17 protein-coding genes are annotated in these 17,782 nt (G+C 64.5%); 5 read left to right on the forward strand and 12 right to left on the reverse strand.

Annotated features, from left to right (window positions below):
- Positions 1-145: 145 nt before the first annotated feature.
- Both ACF8FB_RS26515 and ACF8FB_RS26520 read right to left on the reverse strand, forming a co-directional pair.
- On the reverse strand, positions 146-1,489 hold the full coding sequence (locus ACF8FB_RS26515) for an MFS transporter (protein WP_014754540.1): 1,344 nt from the start codon (positions 1,487-1,489) through the stop codon (positions 146-148).
- 94 nt (positions 1,490-1,583) lie between these two features.
- A complete protein-coding gene (locus ACF8FB_RS26520; protein ID WP_392510544.1) occupies positions 1,584-2,534 on the reverse strand; it encodes a 2-hydroxyacid dehydrogenase in 951 nt (316 codons plus the stop codon).
- A 99-nt stretch (positions 2,535-2,633) separates the two neighbouring features.
- Between ACF8FB_RS26520 and ACF8FB_RS26525 the strand changes: the two genes are divergently transcribed.
- Positions 2,634-3,521, forward strand: a complete 888-nt coding sequence (locus tag ACF8FB_RS26525; RefSeq protein ID WP_014754542.1) for a LysR substrate-binding domain-containing protein — start codon at positions 2,634-2,636, stop codon at positions 3,519-3,521.
- A 238-nt stretch (positions 3,522-3,759) separates the two neighbouring features.
- Here ACF8FB_RS26525 and gudD read toward each other — a convergent pair whose 3' ends face one another.
- Entirely contained in the window at positions 3,760-5,106 is a 1,347-nt protein-coding gene (gudD, locus tag ACF8FB_RS26530; protein WP_392510545.1) for a glucarate dehydratase, read from the reverse strand.
- Between the two features lie 19 nt (positions 5,107-5,125).
- Positions 5,126-6,478: an MFS transporter gene (locus ACF8FB_RS26535; protein WP_392510546.1), complete on the reverse strand. Its 1,353-nt coding sequence runs from the start codon at positions 6,476-6,478 to the stop codon at positions 5,126-5,128.
- A 259-nt stretch (positions 6,479-6,737) separates the two neighbouring features.
- On the opposite strand from ACF8FB_RS26535, the gene ACF8FB_RS26540 reads away from it, so the two are divergent.
- A complete protein-coding gene (locus tag ACF8FB_RS26540; RefSeq protein ID WP_003249857.1) occupies positions 6,738-7,439 on the forward strand; it encodes a FadR/GntR family transcriptional regulator in 702 nt (233 codons plus the stop codon).
- A 72-nt stretch (positions 7,440-7,511) separates the two neighbouring features.
- On the opposite strand, the gene ACF8FB_RS26545 is transcribed toward ACF8FB_RS26540, so the two are convergent.
- From ACF8FB_RS26545 to ACF8FB_RS26560, 4 genes are all read right to left on the reverse strand, one after another.
- Positions 7,512-8,522 carry an NAD(P)-dependent alcohol dehydrogenase gene (locus ACF8FB_RS26545; protein ID WP_010955388.1) on the reverse strand — a complete coding sequence of 337 codons (1,011 nt, stop codon included), beginning with the start codon at positions 8,520-8,522 and terminating at the stop codon, positions 7,512-7,514.
- 164 nt (positions 8,523-8,686) lie between these two features.
- Positions 8,687-9,277, reverse strand: coding sequence for an HAD family hydrolase (locus ACF8FB_RS26550; protein ID WP_392510547.1), 591 nt, complete (start codon positions 9,275-9,277; stop codon positions 8,687-8,689).
- Positions 9,274-10,143, reverse strand: coding sequence for an acyl-CoA thioesterase II (tesB, locus tag ACF8FB_RS26555; RefSeq protein ID WP_392510548.1), 870 nt, complete (start codon positions 10,141-10,143; stop codon positions 9,274-9,276). Before tesB ends, ACF8FB_RS26550 begins: the two co-directional genes overlap by 4 nt.
- A 149-nt stretch (positions 10,144-10,292) precedes the next feature.
- A complete protein-coding gene (locus tag ACF8FB_RS26560) occupies positions 10,293-10,862 on the reverse strand; it encodes a GNAT family N-acetyltransferase (protein ID WP_086977129.1) in 570 nt (189 codons plus the stop codon).
- A gap of 179 nt (positions 10,863-11,041) precedes the next feature.
- Between ACF8FB_RS26560 and ACF8FB_RS26565 the strand changes: the two genes are divergently transcribed.
- The 3 genes from ACF8FB_RS26565 to ACF8FB_RS26575 all read left to right on the forward strand — a co-directional run bounded on the left by ACF8FB_RS26565 (position 11,042) and on the right by ACF8FB_RS26575 (position 14,126).
- The gene (locus ACF8FB_RS26565; RefSeq protein ID WP_392510549.1) at positions 11,042-11,728 is read left to right on the forward strand and encodes a histidine phosphatase family protein; all 687 of its coding nucleotides are present in this window, start codon (positions 11,042-11,044) and stop codon (positions 11,726-11,728) included.
- A 96-nt stretch (positions 11,729-11,824) separates the two neighbouring features.
- Entirely contained in the window at positions 11,825-12,739 is a 915-nt protein-coding gene (locus ACF8FB_RS26570) for a histone deacetylase (protein WP_350298803.1), read from the forward strand.
- A gap of 148 nt (positions 12,740-12,887) precedes the next feature.
- Positions 12,888-14,126 (forward strand): TIGR03862 family flavoprotein, encoded by a 1,239-nt coding sequence (locus ACF8FB_RS26575; RefSeq protein ID WP_392510550.1) that lies wholly within the window; start codon positions 12,888-12,890, stop codon positions 14,124-14,126.
- Positions 14,127-14,192: 66 nt separating this feature from the next.
- Here the strand turns inward: ACF8FB_RS26575 and ACF8FB_RS26580 are convergent, their stop codons facing one another.
- From ACF8FB_RS26580 to ACF8FB_RS26595, 4 genes are all read right to left on the reverse strand, one after another.
- Positions 14,193-15,524: a DEAD/DEAH box helicase gene (locus ACF8FB_RS26580; RefSeq protein ID WP_350298540.1), complete on the reverse strand. Its 1,332-nt coding sequence runs from the start codon at positions 15,522-15,524 to the stop codon at positions 14,193-14,195.
- Positions 15,525-15,579: 55 nt separating this feature from the next.
- A complete protein-coding gene (yedA, locus tag ACF8FB_RS26585; protein WP_004576856.1) occupies positions 15,580-16,500 on the reverse strand; it encodes a drug/metabolite exporter YedA in 921 nt (306 codons plus the stop codon).
- A gap of 139 nt (positions 16,501-16,639) precedes the next feature.
- Positions 16,640-17,251, reverse strand: coding sequence for a PolC-type DNA polymerase III (locus tag ACF8FB_RS26590; RefSeq protein WP_392510551.1), 612 nt, complete (start codon positions 17,249-17,251; stop codon positions 16,640-16,642).
- A gap of 9 nt (positions 17,252-17,260) precedes the next feature.
- Positions 17,261-17,740 (reverse strand): NYN domain-containing protein, encoded by a 480-nt coding sequence (locus ACF8FB_RS26595; protein WP_004576858.1) that lies wholly within the window; start codon positions 17,738-17,740, stop codon positions 17,261-17,263.
- Positions 17,741-17,782: the final 42 nt, after the last annotated feature.

Consider the following 17,782-nt stretch of genomic DNA (forward strand, 5'->3'; position numbering starts at 1 on the left):
TTGCCGGGTGTGTAGAGGACTTTCACCTCCAAGTCACCCACTTGGCCACCACAACCAAGCGGGTTGCGCTTACGCGCAACGCGCCATGCCTGGCGCACACAAAAAAGCCCCGGTTTCCCGGGGCCTCTGTTGCCAAGGCGTCTGCCTACGCCTGCCCGGTACGCTCGAAGCGCCTGGCCAGCAACAGGTAAGCGAGGATCCCCAGCACGCCATGGGCGGCCACGAACCAGAGTGCGTTGTGGAACGAGCCGGTGCTGGCAACCACGTAACCAATCACCAGCGGGGTGACGATGCCGGCAATGTTGCCGATGCCATTGAACACGCCACCGCACAGGCCGACCATCTTCTTCGGCGCCACGTCCGACAGCACCGCCCAGCCCACCGCAGCCAGGCCCTTGCCGAAGAACGCCAGGGTCATCAGGGCTATGACCGCCGCGTTGCCATCCACATAGTTGGCCAGCACCAGGCTGGTGGACAGCCCCATGCCGATGATGAACGGGGTCTTGCGCGCCCTGGACGGGTGCACGCCACGGCGGATCAGCCAGTCGGATACGAAGCCACCCAGAATACCGCCAGTGAAACCACAGATTGCCGGCAGTGCGGCCACCCAGCCGGCCTCCATGATGGTCATGCCACGGCCCTTGATCAGGTAGATCGGGAACCAGGTGATGAAGAAGTAAGTCAGCGCAGTGATGCAGTACTGGCCAAGGTACACCGCCCACAGGTTGCGGCTGGTGAACAGTTGCGCAAGCTCTGCCCGGGTCGGCTTGCTCTTGGCAGCCTTGCGTTCCTTTTCCAGGTCGACCAGGGCGCCACCTTCGCGCATGTATTCCAGCTCTTCACGGCTCAACCCAGGTGCGCTGTGGGGCTCATGGTACAAGCGGAACCAGAACAGGCTCAGCAGCAAGCCCAGAAGCCCCATCCAGATGAACACCTGCTCCCAGCTCATTGCATGGGTCATCCATGCCATCAAGGGGGCGAACACCACCACCGCCATGTACTGCGCCGAATTGAACAGTGCTGATGCAGTGCCACGCTCCTGGGTGGGGAACCAACAGCTGACGATGCGCGAGTTGGCCGGGAAGGCCGGCGACTCCACCAGCCCAAGCATGAAGCGCATTGAAAACAGTGCCACCGCTGCCGAGACGCCGGCCAGCCCCATCCAGCCCACAGTGCCTTGCAGCAAGGTAAACAGCGACCAGAGGATCAGGCTGATACCGTACACGCGGCGGGCACCGAAGCGATCGAGCAGCCAGCCCCCCGGCACTTGGCCGAGGGCGTAGGCCCAGGCGAAGGCAGAAAAGATCATGCCCAGCATGACCGGATCGAGCCCCAGGTCCTTGAGCACCTCGGTGCCGGTGATCGACAAGGTGGCGCGGTCGGCGTAGTTGATGACGGTAATGACGAAGATCAGCGCCAGCACCAGGAAGCGATGGCGACCGATCCCGGCCACGGCCTGCGGTGCGGCAACGGCGGATTTGCTGTTCATGTGGACCCTCTTGCTTCTCGATGGAAGCGATTGTTCTTGTACGCAGAAGGGGTGGCCGCAAGGGCCTTGTAGTACCTGTACCCGCGAAAGGGGGCTAACTGTCGATCACCCGATTCGGTGGCACTTCACCTCGGAAACAGGCCTGAAGGTTGTCCAGCACCATGCGCCCCATCTCCAGTCGGGTCTGCAGCGTCGCGCTGCCCCGGTGCGGTTGCAGGCTGACCTGGTTCAGGTCCAGCAATGCCGGCGGCACCCGTGGTTCATCGACAAATACATCCAGCCCTGCCCCGGCGATCCGCTGCTCGCGCAACGCTTCCACCAGCGCGTCTTCATCGACCAACTTGCCACGTGCCACATTGACCAGGTAACCCTGTGGCCCCAGCGCCTCCAGCACCTCGGCCGTCACCAGCACTTGCCCGCCGTCAGCAGAAGCGGCCACGACCAGGACATCCACCGAGCGCGCCAACTCAACCAGATCCGGCTCATAGCGATAGCCCGTTTCTGGCTGCTCGCGCCGGCCGTTGTAGGCGATGCTCATGTCGAAGGCGGCGGCACGGCGAGCGATGGCCTTGCCCACCTGGCCAAGGCCGACGATGCCCAGCGCGCAGCCACTGACCCTGTGCGCCAGCGGCAGGTCGACCTTGCCCCACAAGCCATCGCGCACCAGCCGCTCCCCCTCGCCCAGGCGACGCAGGCTGCTGATGATCAACCCCATGGCCAGGTCGGCAACGTCAGCCGTCAACACCCCCGGGGTGGTGGTGACATGGATGCCGCGGCTGGCCGCATGGCGCAGATCCACCGCATCGGTACCGATGCCACTGATGGCGATGATCTCAAGGGCAGGCAACTGGTCCATCAGCGCGGTAGACAGGCCTTTGGCACCGCCGGTGACCACGCCGCGGATGCGCGGTGCGGCTTCGTCCAGCAGCTGTTGCGGGTTGTGCTGTTGGTACAACCGATGCACGTGGTAGGCGCTGACCAGTTGGGCATCGATCGCCTCGGGTACGGGCTGGGTCAGCAGCACTTCAATCGGGGTGTGAGTCATCGCGGGCTTCCGGCATTGAGAAGACATGAGTCGATGCTAGGCCTGCATTTGATACAGGTCTAATATAGATGCTGGATTGAATAATTCAGGATTTGAATCATGGAATTGCACCAGCTGCGTTGCTTCGTGGCCGTGGCCGAAGAGCTGCATTTCGGTCGCGCTGCCACCCGCCTGCACATGACCCAGCCACCCCTTAGCCGCCAGATCCAGCTGCTGGAGCATGCCTTGGGTGTGCTGCTGCTCGAGCGCAACAACCGTCAGGCGCGGCTCACCCTGGCGGGCGCGAGCTTCCTCGAGGATGCCCGGCGCATTTTGCAGATTGCCGAATCAGCCAGCCACTCCGCGCGGCGCATCGCCCACGGCGAAGCAGGCCGCCTGACCCTGGGTTTCACCGCCGTTGGGGCGTACAGCATGGTCCCCCGTTTGCTGGTGCACGCCGGGCAGACGCTGCCGGACATCGAGCTGGTGCTCAGCGAGCGCGTCTCCAGCACTCAGGTGCATGACCTGGAAGCAGGGCTGATCGATGTCGGGCTGGTGCGCCAGGTACTGCCCAGCGCGCGGGTGGAGTACTTGCCAATCCACCGCGAGCCCTTCGTCGCCGCCCTGCCCGCCGGGCACGCGCTGGCGAACCACGAACGGCTGACACCCAGCGACTTCGACCAGCAGCCGTTCGTGATGTACAGCGCCAACGAAGGGCGGTACTTCCATGACCGTATTGCCAACCTGTTTGCGCGGCACGAAGTGCAGCCGCGCTACCTGCACCAGTTGGGTCAGACTCATTCGATTCTGGGCCTGGTCAATGTGGGACTGGGCTGTGCCGTGGTGCCGGCCTCTGCCCAGGCACTGCGCCTGGAGCAGGTGGTATTCCGGCCGTTGGAGGGGATGGAGCAACAGGCAGAAATCTTCCTGGCGTTCTGCCGGGACAACCCCAACCCGGTGCTGGGGTCTTTCGTTGCAATGGCGCGGGCCTTTTTTGAAGCCGCTTGAGGGCTGCCACCCCCACAGGCCCCACACCAGCCTGAAGCCAGGTGCAATCCCTGTGGGAGTGGCTTTAGCCGCGAACACCGGCGGAGCCGGTGCCATGCACTGTGTTGAATTCTTCGCGGGACAAGCCCGCTCCCACAGGTGCCCCCGCAGGCTTGAGGCTGATGCAGTACCTGGGGAAACAACTGGCTTGCTCAATTTCTAGAATCTTGCGCAATCCCGGTGGAAGCGGCCAGCCGCCTTACCGTACCAGGCAAGGCCGTTTGTTATCGAAGCTCCAACCCGGAATCAGGAACTGCATCGCCACGCTGTCATCCCGCGCACCCAGCCCCATGTTGCGGTAGCACTCATGGGCCTTGGCCAGCTGGTCTTCGTCCAGTTCCACGCCCAGGCCCGGCCGCGCCGGTACCCGCACATGCCCATCGACAACGCGCAGCGGATCACGCGTCAGCCGCTGGCCATCCTGCCAGATCCAGTGCGTATCGATCGCAGTGATATCCCCCGGCGCAGCAGCCGCCACCTGGGTGAACATCGCCAGCGAAATGTCGAAGTGGTTGTTCGAGTGCGACCCCCACGTCAGGCCCCAGTCGTTGCACATCTGCGCCACCCGTACCGAACCCTGCAAGGTCCAGAAGTGCGGGTCGGCCAGCGGAATGTCCACCGACTGTAACTGAATGGCATGGCCCATCTGTCGCCAGTCGGTAGCGATCATGTTGGTCGCGGTGGGCAGCCCGGTGGCGCGGCGGAACTCGGCCATCACCTCGCGGCCCGAGTAACCGTTCTCGGCGCCGCACGGGTCTTCGGCGTAGGCCAGCACATCGTGCTTGTCACGGCACAGGGCGATGGCCTCCTTCAGCGACCACGCGCCATTGGGGTCGAGCGTGATGCGCGCTTCGGGGAAGCGTTCGGCCAGCGCTGTCACAGCCTCCATCTCTTCTTCACCGCGCAGCACGCCGCCCTTGAGCTTGAAGTCGCTGAAGCCATAGCGCGCCTTAGCGGCCTCGGCCAGCCGCACCACTGCTTCCGGGGTCAGGGCCTTTTCATGGCGCAGGCGGAACCAGTCGTCATCGCTGTCGGCTTCGTTGCGGTAGGCCAGGTCGGTCTGCTGACGGTCGCCGATGTAGAACAGATAGCCGAGCATCTTCACCGCATCGCGTTGCTGCCCCTCGCCCAACAATGCTGCCATCGGCACGTTCAGGTGTTGGCCGAGCAGGTCGAGCAACGCCGACTCGATGGCCGTCACCGCATGCACGGTGATGCGCAGGTCGAAGGTCTGCAGGCCGCGGCCCGCCGAGTCGCGGTTGGCGAAGGTCTGGCGCATGGCATTGAGCACGCGCTGGTAATGGCCGATCGGCTGGCCGACCACCAGGCTGCGGGCGTCCTCCAGGGTCTGGCGAATCTTCTCGCCGCCGGGCACTTCGCCCAGGCCGGTATTGCCGGCGCTGTCGCGCAGCACCACCACGTTGCGGGTGAAGAACGGACCATGGGCGCCACTGAGGTTGAGCAGCATGCTGTCATGGCCGGCCACGGGGACCACGCGCAGGTCGGCGACCACCGGGGTGCTGGTGTGAAGGGTCTGCATATTCATGAGGGTTGTCTCGCAGTCATCAGTGGGTCTGGCCCAGGGCCGAAGGGGCCATGAGGTCATCGGAAGGGGCGCCCTTGGGGCGAGTGCGTACGAAGAAGATGGCAATCGCCGCCAGCACCGAGGTCACCGCCAGGCCGTACAGCCCGCCCTGGATCGAACCGGTCTGCTGCTCCAGCAAGCCGAAGGTGGTGGGGGCAACGAAACCGCCGAGGTTGCCGACCGAGTTGATCAGGGCAATCACCGCCGCAGCGATGCGGGCGTCCAGGTAGCCCTGGGGGATCGGCCAGAACAGTGACGACGCTGACTTGAAGCCGATCGCGGCGAAGCACACGGCGACGAAGGCGAACACCGGCCCACCCGTGGTGGACATGAACATGCCCGTGGCAGCAACCAGCAGGGCGCCTGCCACCCAGGCCTGCTGGAACTTCCAGCGCGCGGAACCGGCGGCGAAGGCGTACATGGCCAGGATCGAGATCAGCCAAGGGATCGAGTTGAAGAAACCGACTTGCATGTCACTGAGGTCGCCCATGCGCTTGATGATGCTGGGCAGCCAGAAGGTGGCGGCATAGATGGTCAGCTGGATGCAGAAGTAGATCAGGCAGAACAGCACGATCTGGCGGTCCTTGAGCAGGCTCCAGGCCGACGGCCTGACCGCGCCGATGGCCTCACGCGCTTGCTGCTCGCGGTCGATGGTGGCGACTAGCGCGTCCTGCTCGGCCTTGCTCAGCCACTTGGCGTCCTGCGGCTTCGAGTCGAGCCAGAAGAACACAAAGAAGCACAGCGCCACCGAGGCCATGCCTTCAATGAACAGCATCCACTGCCAGCCATGCAGGCCCAGGCCCTGGATCTGCATCAACGCCCCGGCCAGCGGCCCGGAAATCAACGAAGCCAGCGCCGAGCCACTGAGGAAGATGGCAATCGCCTTGCCGCGTTCTGCCGCCGGCAGCCAGCGGGTGAAGTAGTAGATCACTCCAGGAAAGAAGCCTGCTTCGGCAACACCGAGCAGAAAACGCAGCACGTAGAACTGGGTTTCGTTCTGCACGAAGGCCATGGCCGTGGCCACCAGCCCCCAGGTGAACATGATACGGGTCAGCCACAGCCGGGCACCGACCTTTTGCAGCAGCATGTTCGAAGGGACTTCGAACAGCGCGTAACCGATGAAGAACAGCCCGGCACCAAAGCCATAGGCCGCAGCGCTGATGCCCAGGTCGCTTTCCAGGTGCGGGCGGACGAAGCCAATGTTGACGCGGTCGAGGTAGTTGACGATGAACATGATGACGAACAGCGGCAGGACGTGGCGCTTGACCTTGGCCACGGCACTGGCCAACGCGTCGCCTTCATGCCGGGCAGACGGAGCGAGGGTGTCGTTCACTTGCGGATCTCCCACTAATTGTTTTTGTGCGGGTCGGGTTGTCTGACATGGCAGTAGGGAGGAGCTTATTCGCAGCGAGGTTGTACGACAAGATCATTAACGTCGGCAAAATAGCAAAATACAAGCTGCCATAATGCCAATTTGATCCTAACGCGCAAAAACAGCTCAACTACATGCTGAATTGGATGCGCGAAAAATCGGCAAAAAATATTTCTATCGATTAACTTGTCGTACAAGCCAATCAAGAACCGGATCACACATGGAACCCGAACACGCGCGCAAACGCGGCCACAGCCGTGCCCACGACCTGGTTTCCAGCCTGACCCAGCAGATTTTGCTGGGCACCTTCAAACCAGGCGACAAACTGCCTTCGGAAAACACCTTGGTGCGCGAGCACGGGGTCAGCCGCACGGTGGTTCGCGAAGCCTTGTCGAAGCTGCAGGCCTCTGGGCTGGTGGAGCCGCGCCACGGGATCGGTACGTTCGTGATGGAACGCCAGGCCCAGGCCGGCCTGCGCGTTGCGGCGGAGAGCGCGGCGAATGTGCGCGATCTGCTGGAGCTGCGTATTGGCCTTGAGGGCCAGGCTGCCGCGCTGGCCGCACTGCGTCGTGATGAGGGGCAACTGGCGCGCATGCGCCAGGCGCTGGATGACTATCAGGACCTGGCCGCTGCCGGCGACAGCTGCATCGAAGCCGACCGGCGCTTTCACCTGCTGATTGCCGAGGCCACCGGCAATCTGTATTTCACCGAGATGCTGCTGCAACTGGGTAACGGCCTGATCCCGCGCAACCGCATGGCCCTGGCCGAGCGCGCGGGGGCCAAGCTGGCGCGGCAAGCGTACCTGGCCAACCTGGAGCATGAGGCGATCCTCAATGCCATTCGCCGACAAGACCCGGATGCCGCGCGGGCGGCAGTGTGCCTGCACCTGTCCAACAGCCGCGACCGGCTACTGCCGGACTGACTGTCAGGCAGTGTAAGACGAGTATATTGGCGTGCAGGGTGGGCCGTTACATCCAGCTACCCTGCCCTCACTTCACCAGGTCAGGCAGATCTTGCCGAAATGCCGGTTGCTCTCCTGGTAACGGAACGCCTCGACGATCTGTTCCAGCTCGAAATGCTTGTCCACCACCGGCCGCAGGCCGTTGGCGTCGATCGCCCGCACCATCGCCTGCTGCTGCGCTCGGCTGCCAACCAGCACCCCTTGCAGCCGAATCTGCCGCACCAGCGCCTGCACCAGCGGCAACTGCCCGGCCACCCCGGTAAGGATGCCGATCAGCGAAACATGCCCGCCAATGCGCGCAGCAATCATCGACTGCTCCAGTGTCGCCGGGCCGCCCACTTCAATCACATGATCGACACCGCGGTTGCCTGTCAGCTCGCGCACCTTCTCACCCCAGGCCGGGGTGCTCTTGTAGTTGATCAGGTGGTCGGCACCCAGGGCCTTCAGGCGCTCCAGCTTGGCATCGCTGGACGAGGTGGCGATCACGGTCGCGCCCGCCAGCTTGGCGAACTGCAGGGCGAAAATCGACACACCGCCGGTACCTTGCACCAGCACCGTGTCGCCGGGCTTGAGGTGATCATCGCTCATCAGCGCCCGCCAGGCGGTAAGGCCGGCGGTGGTCAGGGTGGCAGCCTCGGCATGGCTGAAACCCTGGGGTGCCAGGGTGAAGGCGGTGGCGCGGGCAGTCACCTGTTCACGGGCGTAGCCATCGATGCCGTCGCCGGGCACCCGGGCAAAGCCCTCGACGTTGGCCTGGCCATCGAGCCAGTCGGGGAAGAAGGTGCTGACCACATTGTCGCCGACCTGGAACTCAGTGACGCCAGCCCCCACCGCAACCACCTCGCCGGCGCCATCGGCCATGGGGATGCGCCGCTCGCTCGGGCCCCACATGCCGCTGACCACGGCAAAATCGTGGTAGTTGAGGGAACTGGCGTGCAGGCGCACGGTAATCTCGCCGGCCTGGGGGGCCTGGGCCTCGCAGGTGCCGACCTCGACCTTGTCGTAGCCGCCGCCGGGTTGTACGTAGATGGCCTTGCTGCTCATGGGTGGGTCTCCGTATCAGAGCAAAGAATGGGGTTGAGCATAGACAGATCCGGCCCTTTCGCGGGCACGCCCGCTCCCACAGGGGCACCAAAGGACCCGAGACTTGCGCAATACCTGTGGGAGCGGGCATGCCCGCGAAGAGGCCCGCATTGCCAACACAAGCGTCAGCCCAGCATCACCTTCAGCGCCCGGCAATCCGCCGCATGCCAATCCACCAGCTCTGGCCAGGGGTTGTCCGGCAGGTTCACCAGCACCGTGCGCGCCCCCGCCGCCCGCCCACAGTCCAGGTCAAAGCGGTAATCCCCCACCATCACCAGTTCGCTCGGCGTCACGCCCCAGGCGCTGGCAATCTTCAGCAGCCCATCCGGGCTCGGCTTGGGCGCAGCCTCGTCACGCCCGAGAATGTGTTCCACCGGGAAGCAGTCCGCCAGGCCGATGGCCTCCAGCGTTACATGCGCCAGCTCACGCGCATTGCGGGTCAGAATACCCAGCCGGCACCCGCGCCCGGCCAACTCGCGCACCAGCTCCACCGCCCCGGTGGCCGCCGTGGAGGCCGTTGCCAGGTCCCTTTCGTGCGCCAGCAACCAGGCATGCTTGGCCGCCGCTTCCTCTGCCGGCAAGGCCGCTAGGTGGGTGAGGATGTCGTGTTCGGCCGGGATGTCCAGCGCCACCCGAATGGCGGCGAAGTCGTGCACGGCCACGGTCAGGGTGCCGTCCATGTCGAACACCCAGTTGCGCACCTCGCCCAGGCTCATGCCCAGTCCTTGCGATAGCGAATCAGGCCTTCCTGGGCCGACGACGCCACCAGTTGCCCGGCCTGGTTGAAGATGCTGCCGCGGCTGAAACCACGAGAATTGCCCGCCCAGGGGCTGTCGGTGGCGTACAGCAGCCACTCGTCGGCGCGCAGGTTGCCGTGAAACCACAGCGAATGGTCGAGGCTGGCGATCTGCATGTCGCGCTGCCACACCGATTTGCCATGGGGCAGCAACGCCGTGGTCAGCAGGCCGAAGTCCGAGGCGTAGGCCAGCATGTACTTGTGCAGGGCAGGCACGTCAGGCAGGTTGCCGTCGGCGCGGAACCAGGCGTACTTCACCGGGTCGCCCGGCTTGGGGTTGAACGGGTCGCGCTCGGTGACCGGGCGGATCTCAATCGGCTTGGCACACAGCACCTTGTCGCGAATGCGCTCGGGCAACTGGTCGGCCATGGCGCGGGCCAGCTCCACCTCGGTGGGCAGGTTTTCCGGGCCGACCACCTCAGGCATTTGCGCCTGGTGCTCGAACCCTTCCTCGTCGTACTGGAACGATGCACTGCAGGTGAAGATGGTCTGGCCCTTCTGGATCGCCGTCACCCGTCGTGTACTGAAGCTGCCGCCATCGCGCACGCGGTCTACCGAGTACACCACTGGAAGGCTGGCATCGCCCGGGCGCAGGAAGTAGCCGTGCAACGAATGCACATGGCGCGCGTCCTCCACTGTCTGGCTGGCAGCCGACAACGACTGGCCCAGCACTTGGCCACCGTAAAGCTGGCGGAAGCCCAGGTCCTGGCTACGTCCACGGAACAGGTTCTCCTCGATGGATTCGAGGCTCAACAGGTCGACCAGGTCGTCCAACACATGACTCATCGGCGGTTCTCCGTAGGAGCGAGCCTAGCTCGCGATGCGCCGCCCGAGCGGCGCTCGATTTCACAGGCGCTGAACGTGTTACGGGCAAGCGCCTTCCAAGTAGGCAAATGATACAGCGTTTGTCATTCGCGCCGGGCATGGCCGTGCATTCAGGCGCGCAGGGTGCGCTCCCAGTGTGCGCGGTCGATGCGGTACAGCACGTGCGGGCGCAGCGGGTGGCCCTCGGCCAGGCGGGGGTGTTCGAAGCTGCCGTTCAGGTCCTGCTGCATGCCGATGGCTTGCATCACCTTCTGCGACGGCAGGTTGCTCTCGCTAGTGAACGACACCACTTCTTCCAGGCGCAATTGGGCGAAAGCACAACGCAGGCAGGTCCACGCCGCCTCGCTGGCAAAGCCCAGGCCCCAGTGGCGACGTGCCAGACGCCAGCCGATTTCCACCGCCGGGGCAAAAGGCGCGTCGAAGTTGACATTGAGCAACCCGGTCATGCCGATGAACGCGCCACTGTCCTTGCGCTCCAGGGCCCACAAACCAAAACCGTACTCATTGAAATGCCCACGCACGCGGCCGATCAACGCAGCCGCCTCAACGCGCGTCAGCGGCGCCGGAAAGTAGCGCATCACCTGTGGGTCGGCGCACAGTGCGGCGAACTCGCGCAAGTCATCGTCATGCCATTGGCGCAGCACCAGCCGTGCGCTTTCCAGTTCGAGGATGGGGGTCATCGGGCCTGCTCCGGTTTACCGCCTTGCAGTTTACAGCGTAGGCGCGGGCGCAGGTTTCACCCAGCCGGCAGCCGCCAAATGCAATTTTCACACGCCCTTCACCGGCCCCCGACAGGCCGCTTGGCAGGATGCCGCCATCCACCACCGCGCCAGCCGCGGCACTGCCAACGGAGCAACGCATGCTATCTAGCAACACCCTGGGGCACCCCGCCATTCATGCCCGGCGCAAGCGACGCCTGACTCGCAAAGCCGTCGGAACCGCCCTGGGCCTGTGCATGGTCGTGGCGGCGTTGACCACCTGGCTGGCGACGAGGACGCATATCGTGGACCTTGGCAACGAGCAACAACTGAGTGACAGCGGCCTGCTGCAGGACTGGGCCGACGGTGCGGTGATCGTGATGATCCGCCACGCCGAACGCTGCGACAGCGCCCCCGGCCCCTGCCTGGACGACCCCACGGGGATCACCCTGAGCGGCAGCCAGGCCGCTGCCCGCGTTGGCCAAGGGCTGCACCAGCTGGGCCTGAACAAAGCCGACCTGCTCAGCAGCCCGAAACTGCGCACCCGGCAAACCGCGCACTTCATACTGGGTCAGGCGGTGGCCAGCGAGGACTGGCTCGAAAGCTGCGACAGCCAGTTCGCCAACGAAGCGCTTGCACACAAACGCGCGGGCTACAACCTGGTGCTGGTGACTCACAACGGCTGCATCGACCACTTTGCCCGCCAGCAGCACGTTGCTGGCGGCGAACGTCAAAGCAACTATGCCAGCGCCCTGTTCGTATCGGTGGATGGCAATGGCAAGGCACGTATCCTGGGGCGCTTGAACGAACCGGACTGGCAACGCGTATTGGCCAGCACAGGAAAATAGCCTCTGTGGGAGCGGTACCGGCGCAAGAAACAGGTACTCCCATTGCAGTCACCCGTCATGGCAAGATCAGCACTGGCCCTGATTGCGACCCCATCCATGCCGTTGCCGCTGATCTACCACGAAGATTACAGCCCGGAGTTCCCCGCTGAACACCGCTTCCCGATGGACAAGTTCCGCCTGCTGCACGACCACCTGGTCGGCAGCGGGCTGACCACCGACCAGGCCCTGCTGCGCCCGGAGATCTGCCCCAACGACATCCTCGCCCTGGCCCATGACCGCAGCTACATCGAGCGCTACATGAACGGCGAGCTGTCGCGCGAGGACCAGCGCCGCCTCGGCCTGCCCTGGAGCGAGGCCCTGGCCCGGCGTACCGTGCGCGCTGTCGGTGGCTCACTGCTGACTGCCGAGATGGCGCTGCAGCACGGCATCGCCTGCCACCTCGCCGGTGGCACCCACCACGCCCATTACGACCACCCCGCCGGCTTCTGCATTTTCAACGACCTGGCGGTCATCAGCCGCTACCTGCTGGAAGCAGGCCGGGTACACCGGGTGCTGATCTTCGACTGCGACGTGCACCAGGGTGACGGCACCGCGCGCATCCTGCACGACACGCCCGAGGCCATCACCGTGTCGCTGCACTGCGAGCAGAACTTCCCCGCCCGCAAGGCACAAAGCGACTGGGACATCCCCCTGCCCCGAGGCATGGGCGACACTGCCTACCTGAAGGTGGTGGACGACGCCCTCAACTACCTGTTGCCGCTTTATCAACCCGACCTGGTGCTGTATGACGCCGGTGTCGACGTGCACAAGGACGACGCCCTGGGCTACCTGCAACTGACCGACGCAGGCGTTGCCGCCCGTGACGAAGCCGTGCTGCGCCACTGCCTGGGCCGCGACATCCCGGTGATGGGCGTGATCGGCGGAGGCTACAGCAAGGACCGCACAGCCTTGGCCAGACGCCACGGCATCCTTCACCACAGCGCGGCACGTGTCATAGGTTGTTCACAATGACTGTGGAACCGCTTGTGGATAACCTGCGCGAAAGGCGCTGTAGCCCTTTACTGGCAAGGCCTGCATAACACTGGCTATTTTTTGATCAGTGCTTCCATGGGCAGCGCTGCGGTAGAATGCGCCTCTTTTCCACAGCCTGCTGCCCACCATGCCCGATCTGACCCCCGCATCCCCTCCCCCCGCTGTCGTCATCGGTGGCGGCCCCGCCGGCCTGATGGCTGCCGAAGCACTGGCCAAGGCAGGCCTGGCGGTCGAGGTGTTCGATGCCATGCCTTCAGTGGGCCGCAAGTTCCTGCTGGCGGGCGTCGGCGGCATGAACATCACCCATTCCGAGCCCTACCCGGCGTTCGTGGCACGCTATGCCGAACGCCAAGGCGAAATCGGGGCCCTGCTACGCGACTTCGATGCTGACGCGCTGCGCCAGTGGATTCATGGTTTGGGCATCGAAACCTTCGTCGGCACCTCCGGCCGGGTGTTCCCCACCGACATGAAAGCCGCACCGTTGCTGCGTGCCTGGCTCAAGCGCCTGCGCGACAACGGGGTAGTTATCCACACCCGCCATCGCTGGTTGGGCTGGAACACCGATGGCAGCTTGCGCATTGCTTATCCACAGGGCGAGCGTCAGGTGAAAGCCTCGGTCGTGGTGCTGGCGCTGGGTGGTGCCAGCTGGGCGCGCCTGGGTTCTGACGGCAGCTGGCAACCGCTGCTGGCAGAACGGGCTGTGGATATCTCGCCTTTGCAGCCGAGCAACTGCGGTTTTGAAGTAGCGGGCTGGAGCGCGCTACTCAAGGACAAGTTCGCGGGCGCACCGCTGAAGAACATCGCCCTCAGCGTCCCGGGCAGCGCACCGCGCAAGGGCGAGTTCATTCTCACCGCTCAAGGCGTGGAAGGCAGCCTGGTGTATGCCTGGTCGGCACCGGTCCGCGAGGCCATCCACCGTGAAGGCCGCGGGGTGCTGTTGCTGGATCTGCTGCCGGACAAGCCTGTGGACAAGATTGCCCAGGCGCTGGCCAAACCCCGCGGTTCACGCTCCATGGCCAAGCACCTGCAGAGCCAGCTGGGGATTGATGGGGTCAAGGCGGCGCTGCTGCGCGAGCTGACCGATCAGGCGACCTTTGCCGACGTTGATGCGTTGGCTCGGGCCATCAAGGCATTGCCCATCACCCTGGTACGCACACGGCCGCTGGATGAAGCGATCAGCAGCGCCGGCGGAGTACGCTTCGAGGGCCTGGATGAGGGGTTGATGGTCAAGGGCATACCGGGGGTGTTCTGTGCCGGCGAAATGCTGGACTGGGAGGCGCCGACCGGGGGCTATCTGCTGACAGCATGCTTTGCCAGCGGCTTGCGCGCCGGACGGGCAGCGGCGGATTGGGTGCGGGCTTCCTGACAGATTGCCGGGCTCATGCGGGAGCGGCCTTGCGTCGCGAAAGGGCCGCAAAGCGGCCCCAAAACCTCAAGGCTTGCGCTTGCGCGGCCCACCATTGAAGCTCGGCACCTTGCGTACAGCCTTCACCGCCGGTTCCGCACTGCCGGCTTCAGTGCTGTCCATCCAACGCCCCAGCCCGCGCTTGGCGCTGTTTTCTTTCGGTTTCTTGGGCTTCTTCGGTTTCTTGATAACCTGCCCACTGGCATCGGTCATCGGCACCCGGTGCTCGGGGATGAAATCCGGCTCTTCATGACGCGGCAGGGTCTGCCGGGTCAGCACCTCGATAGCCGCCAGCAGTTGCACTTCATCCGCACACACCAGCGAAATCGCCTCGCCCTTGTTGCCCGCCCGCCCGGTACGCCCGATGCGGTGCACGTAGTCTTCGGCAACGATCGGCAGGTCGAGGTTGACGACCAGCGGCAAGTCATCGATATCCAGGCCGCGGGCCGCCACATCGGTCGCCACCAGCACTTGCACCTCACGGGCCTTGAAGCTGTCCAGCGCACGCTGGCGGGTCGCCTGTGGGCGATCACCGTGGATGCCGTCGGCATTCACGCCTTCGGCCAGCAAGCGCTCCACCAGCTGATCGACGCCATTGCGGGTCTTGGCGAACACCAGCACCTGCTTCCAGCGCTGCTTGCGCAGCAGGTGGCAGAACAGGTCGGCCTTGCGCTTCTTGTCCACAGGCACCAGCCACTGCTTGACGCTGGTGGCCGTGGCGTTGCGCGGGCTCACTTCGATACTGAGCGGGTCATTCAGCGCCAGCCCCGCCAGCATGCGAATCTGATCAGAGAAAGTGGCGGAAAACAGCAGCGTCTGGCGCTTGCGCGGCAGTGCCGCGTACACCGACTGCAGCTCTTCGGCAAAGCCCAGGTCAAGCATGCGGTCGGCTTCATCCAGCACCAGGGTCTGCACCTGGTTGAACTTCACGGCGTTCTGCCGGAACAGGTCGAGCAAGCGGCCAGGGGTAGCCACCAGCAGGTCGACACCCCGGCGCAGGCGCATCATCTGTGGATTGATACTGACCCCGCCATACACCGCGTAAGTAGTCAGCGGCAGGTTCTCGGCGTATTCGCGCACGTTGTTGTGCACCTGCTCGGCCAGCTCGCGAGTGGGTACCAGCACCAAGGCGCGGATCGAGTTGCTGGCCACCTTCTCGCCCTCCAGCGCCAGGCGCTGCAGCACAGGCAGGGCAAAGCCTGCGGTCTTGCCGGTACCGGTCTGGGCTGCGGCCATCAGGTCGCGGCCGGCCAGCACGGCGGGGATGGCTTTGGCCTGCACCGGGGTCGGGGTGGTGTAGTCCAGTTGCTGCAGCGTGCGCAGCAGCGGTTCGATCAGGCCGAGTTTGGCGAAATTCATGGCAATACCGTCAGGGGGTTCAGCGAAGGCGGCAAGTTTACCGCATCGCCCCTGCCTACTTGCAGATTTCACCTTTCAACGGTTGTACAGGTTCAGGCGCCTTGCGCCACTGCGGCAGGCCGATCAGCACCACCGCGCCGATGATCACTGCCATCGCCACACACTCTTCAGCGCCAATCTGCTCACCGGCAAAGACGATACCCAGCAGCACCGCCACCGCCGGGTTGACGTAGGCGTAGCTGGTGGCCGCTGCCGGGCGCACGTGCTTGAGCAGGTACATGTAGGCACTGAACGCCAGGATCGAGCCGAAGAACACCAGGTAGGCCAGCGCCCCCCAGCCAGCGGCGGTCGGCAGCTGTGTCATGCGTTCGCCCGATAGCACACTGCCCAGCAACAGCACCGCACCCCCGACCAGCATTTCCGCTGCGCTGGCCATCGGCCCCTGGGGCAGCGGCAAGGTCTTGCTCCACACCGAGCCAAACGCCCAGGACGCCGCCGCGAAGATGATCAGCGCTGCACCTATCGGGCTTGCCTGCAGGTTGGAGCCCAGGTTCAGCAGGCCGATGCCCACCAGCCCAAGGGCTATCCCCGCCCACTCCAGCTTCGAATTGCGGTGCCCGAACAACAGGCCGAACAGCAAGGTGAACAGCGGCACCGTCGCCACCGCCAAAGCCGCCACGCCCGAAGCCACGCCGGCATGCTCGGCCACGGTCACCCCGCCGTTGCCACAGCTGAGCAACAAGAAACCGATCGCCCCTGCCGCCCGCCATTGTGGCCAGGTAGGGGCCGGCACGCCGCGCCAACGCAGGAAGCCGTACAGCAGGCCACCGGCGATCAGGAAGCGCACACCGGCCATGAGCATCGGAGGCCAGCTCTCGACGCCGATGCGAATGAACAGGTAAGTAGAACCCCAGACCAGATACAGGGCCAGGAAGGCGCCAATCAGCAGCAGCGGGAAACGACGGGAGGCAGGCATGGGGGAAACTCGAAATCCGTTTACGGGTGCCTCAGTTTAACGGCCTGTCTGGGTGAAGGGACGTTACAGAACGGGTTCAATTGAGCGGCACAATTCTGGTGCGTTCGACGTAGGCGACCCTCCCCCCGACGTTCACTGGCTAATCCCTGCAGTACTTGGCCAGCGCTTCGCGCAGCTTCGCAGCCGGGGTTTTCTGCAGCCGGCAAAGCAGCTCGTGCGACAGTTGCTGAACCCCGTGGTCCTGGCGCAATACACCCGCCAGATACTGCAGCAGGTTGGCGGCCATTTCGGCATCGGCCATGGCCCGGTGCGCGGTCCCCGTGTCCGGCAACCCAGCCCAGCGTGTCAAAGTGCCCAGCTTGTGGTTCGGCGCGGCGGGCAGCAGGCGCCGTGACAGCAACAGGGAACACGCGAAGGGCTGGCTGCGGCTGCGGCCAATACGGCTAAGCTCGTAGTCCCAGAACTTCTGGTCGAAAGCAGCGTTGTGCGCCAACAATGGGGTGCCACCGACGAACTCGGCCACCTCGTTCATCACTTTCTCCACCGGCGGCGCACTGCGCAGCATGGCGGTGGTAATGCCGGTCAGCCCTGCGACGAAGGCCGGCACCGGCACGCCAGCGTTCATCAGGCTCTGGTAGCGCTCGACAATGCGCCCACCCTCAAGCATTACCACCGCCACCTCGGTGGCACGGCAGCCGGTACCGGGGGAAATGCCGGTGGTTTCAAAGTCGATGACAGCGATACGTTCCATGAAAAGACCTTAGTGTTTGAGCAACAGCGCGCCTTCGATGGGCACGTAGCGGGTGGCAGCACGGATCAGTGACAACGCCGTCAGCCCCGGCACGCCATACACCACCGCTTCGGTGCCATGGCGCTGGATTACCCGCTCCAGCAGCAAGTCGAAATCACCGTCGCCGGAGGCCAGCACCACCTGGTCGACCCGGCTGGCCGCGTCGATCACATCCAGGGTAATGCCCACATCCCAGTCACCTTTGGCCGAGCCATCACTGCGCTGGATGAACGGTTTGAGGCGCACATCGAAACCGAGGTTGCGCAAGATCTGCTGGAACTGCTGCTGTTTGCTGTCGCCACGGTCGATGGCATAGGCCACGGCCTCGACGATCTGGCCTTCGCGGCTGACATCGGCCCACAGGGCGGTGTAGTTGAAATGGCAGCCGTGGGCCTGGCGCACGGTGTAATAGAGGTTCTGCACATCGGCGAACAGCGCGATCTTTTTCACCTGGGAACCTCATTTTTGGCCTGGGGTGCCGGGGGGCTGCTG

The organism is Pseudomonas sp. yb_2 (genome assembly GCF_043103905.1).
In the GTDB taxonomy this organism is placed as follows: Bacteria; Pseudomonadota; Gammaproteobacteria; order Pseudomonadales; family Pseudomonadaceae; genus Aquipseudomonas; species Aquipseudomonas alloputida.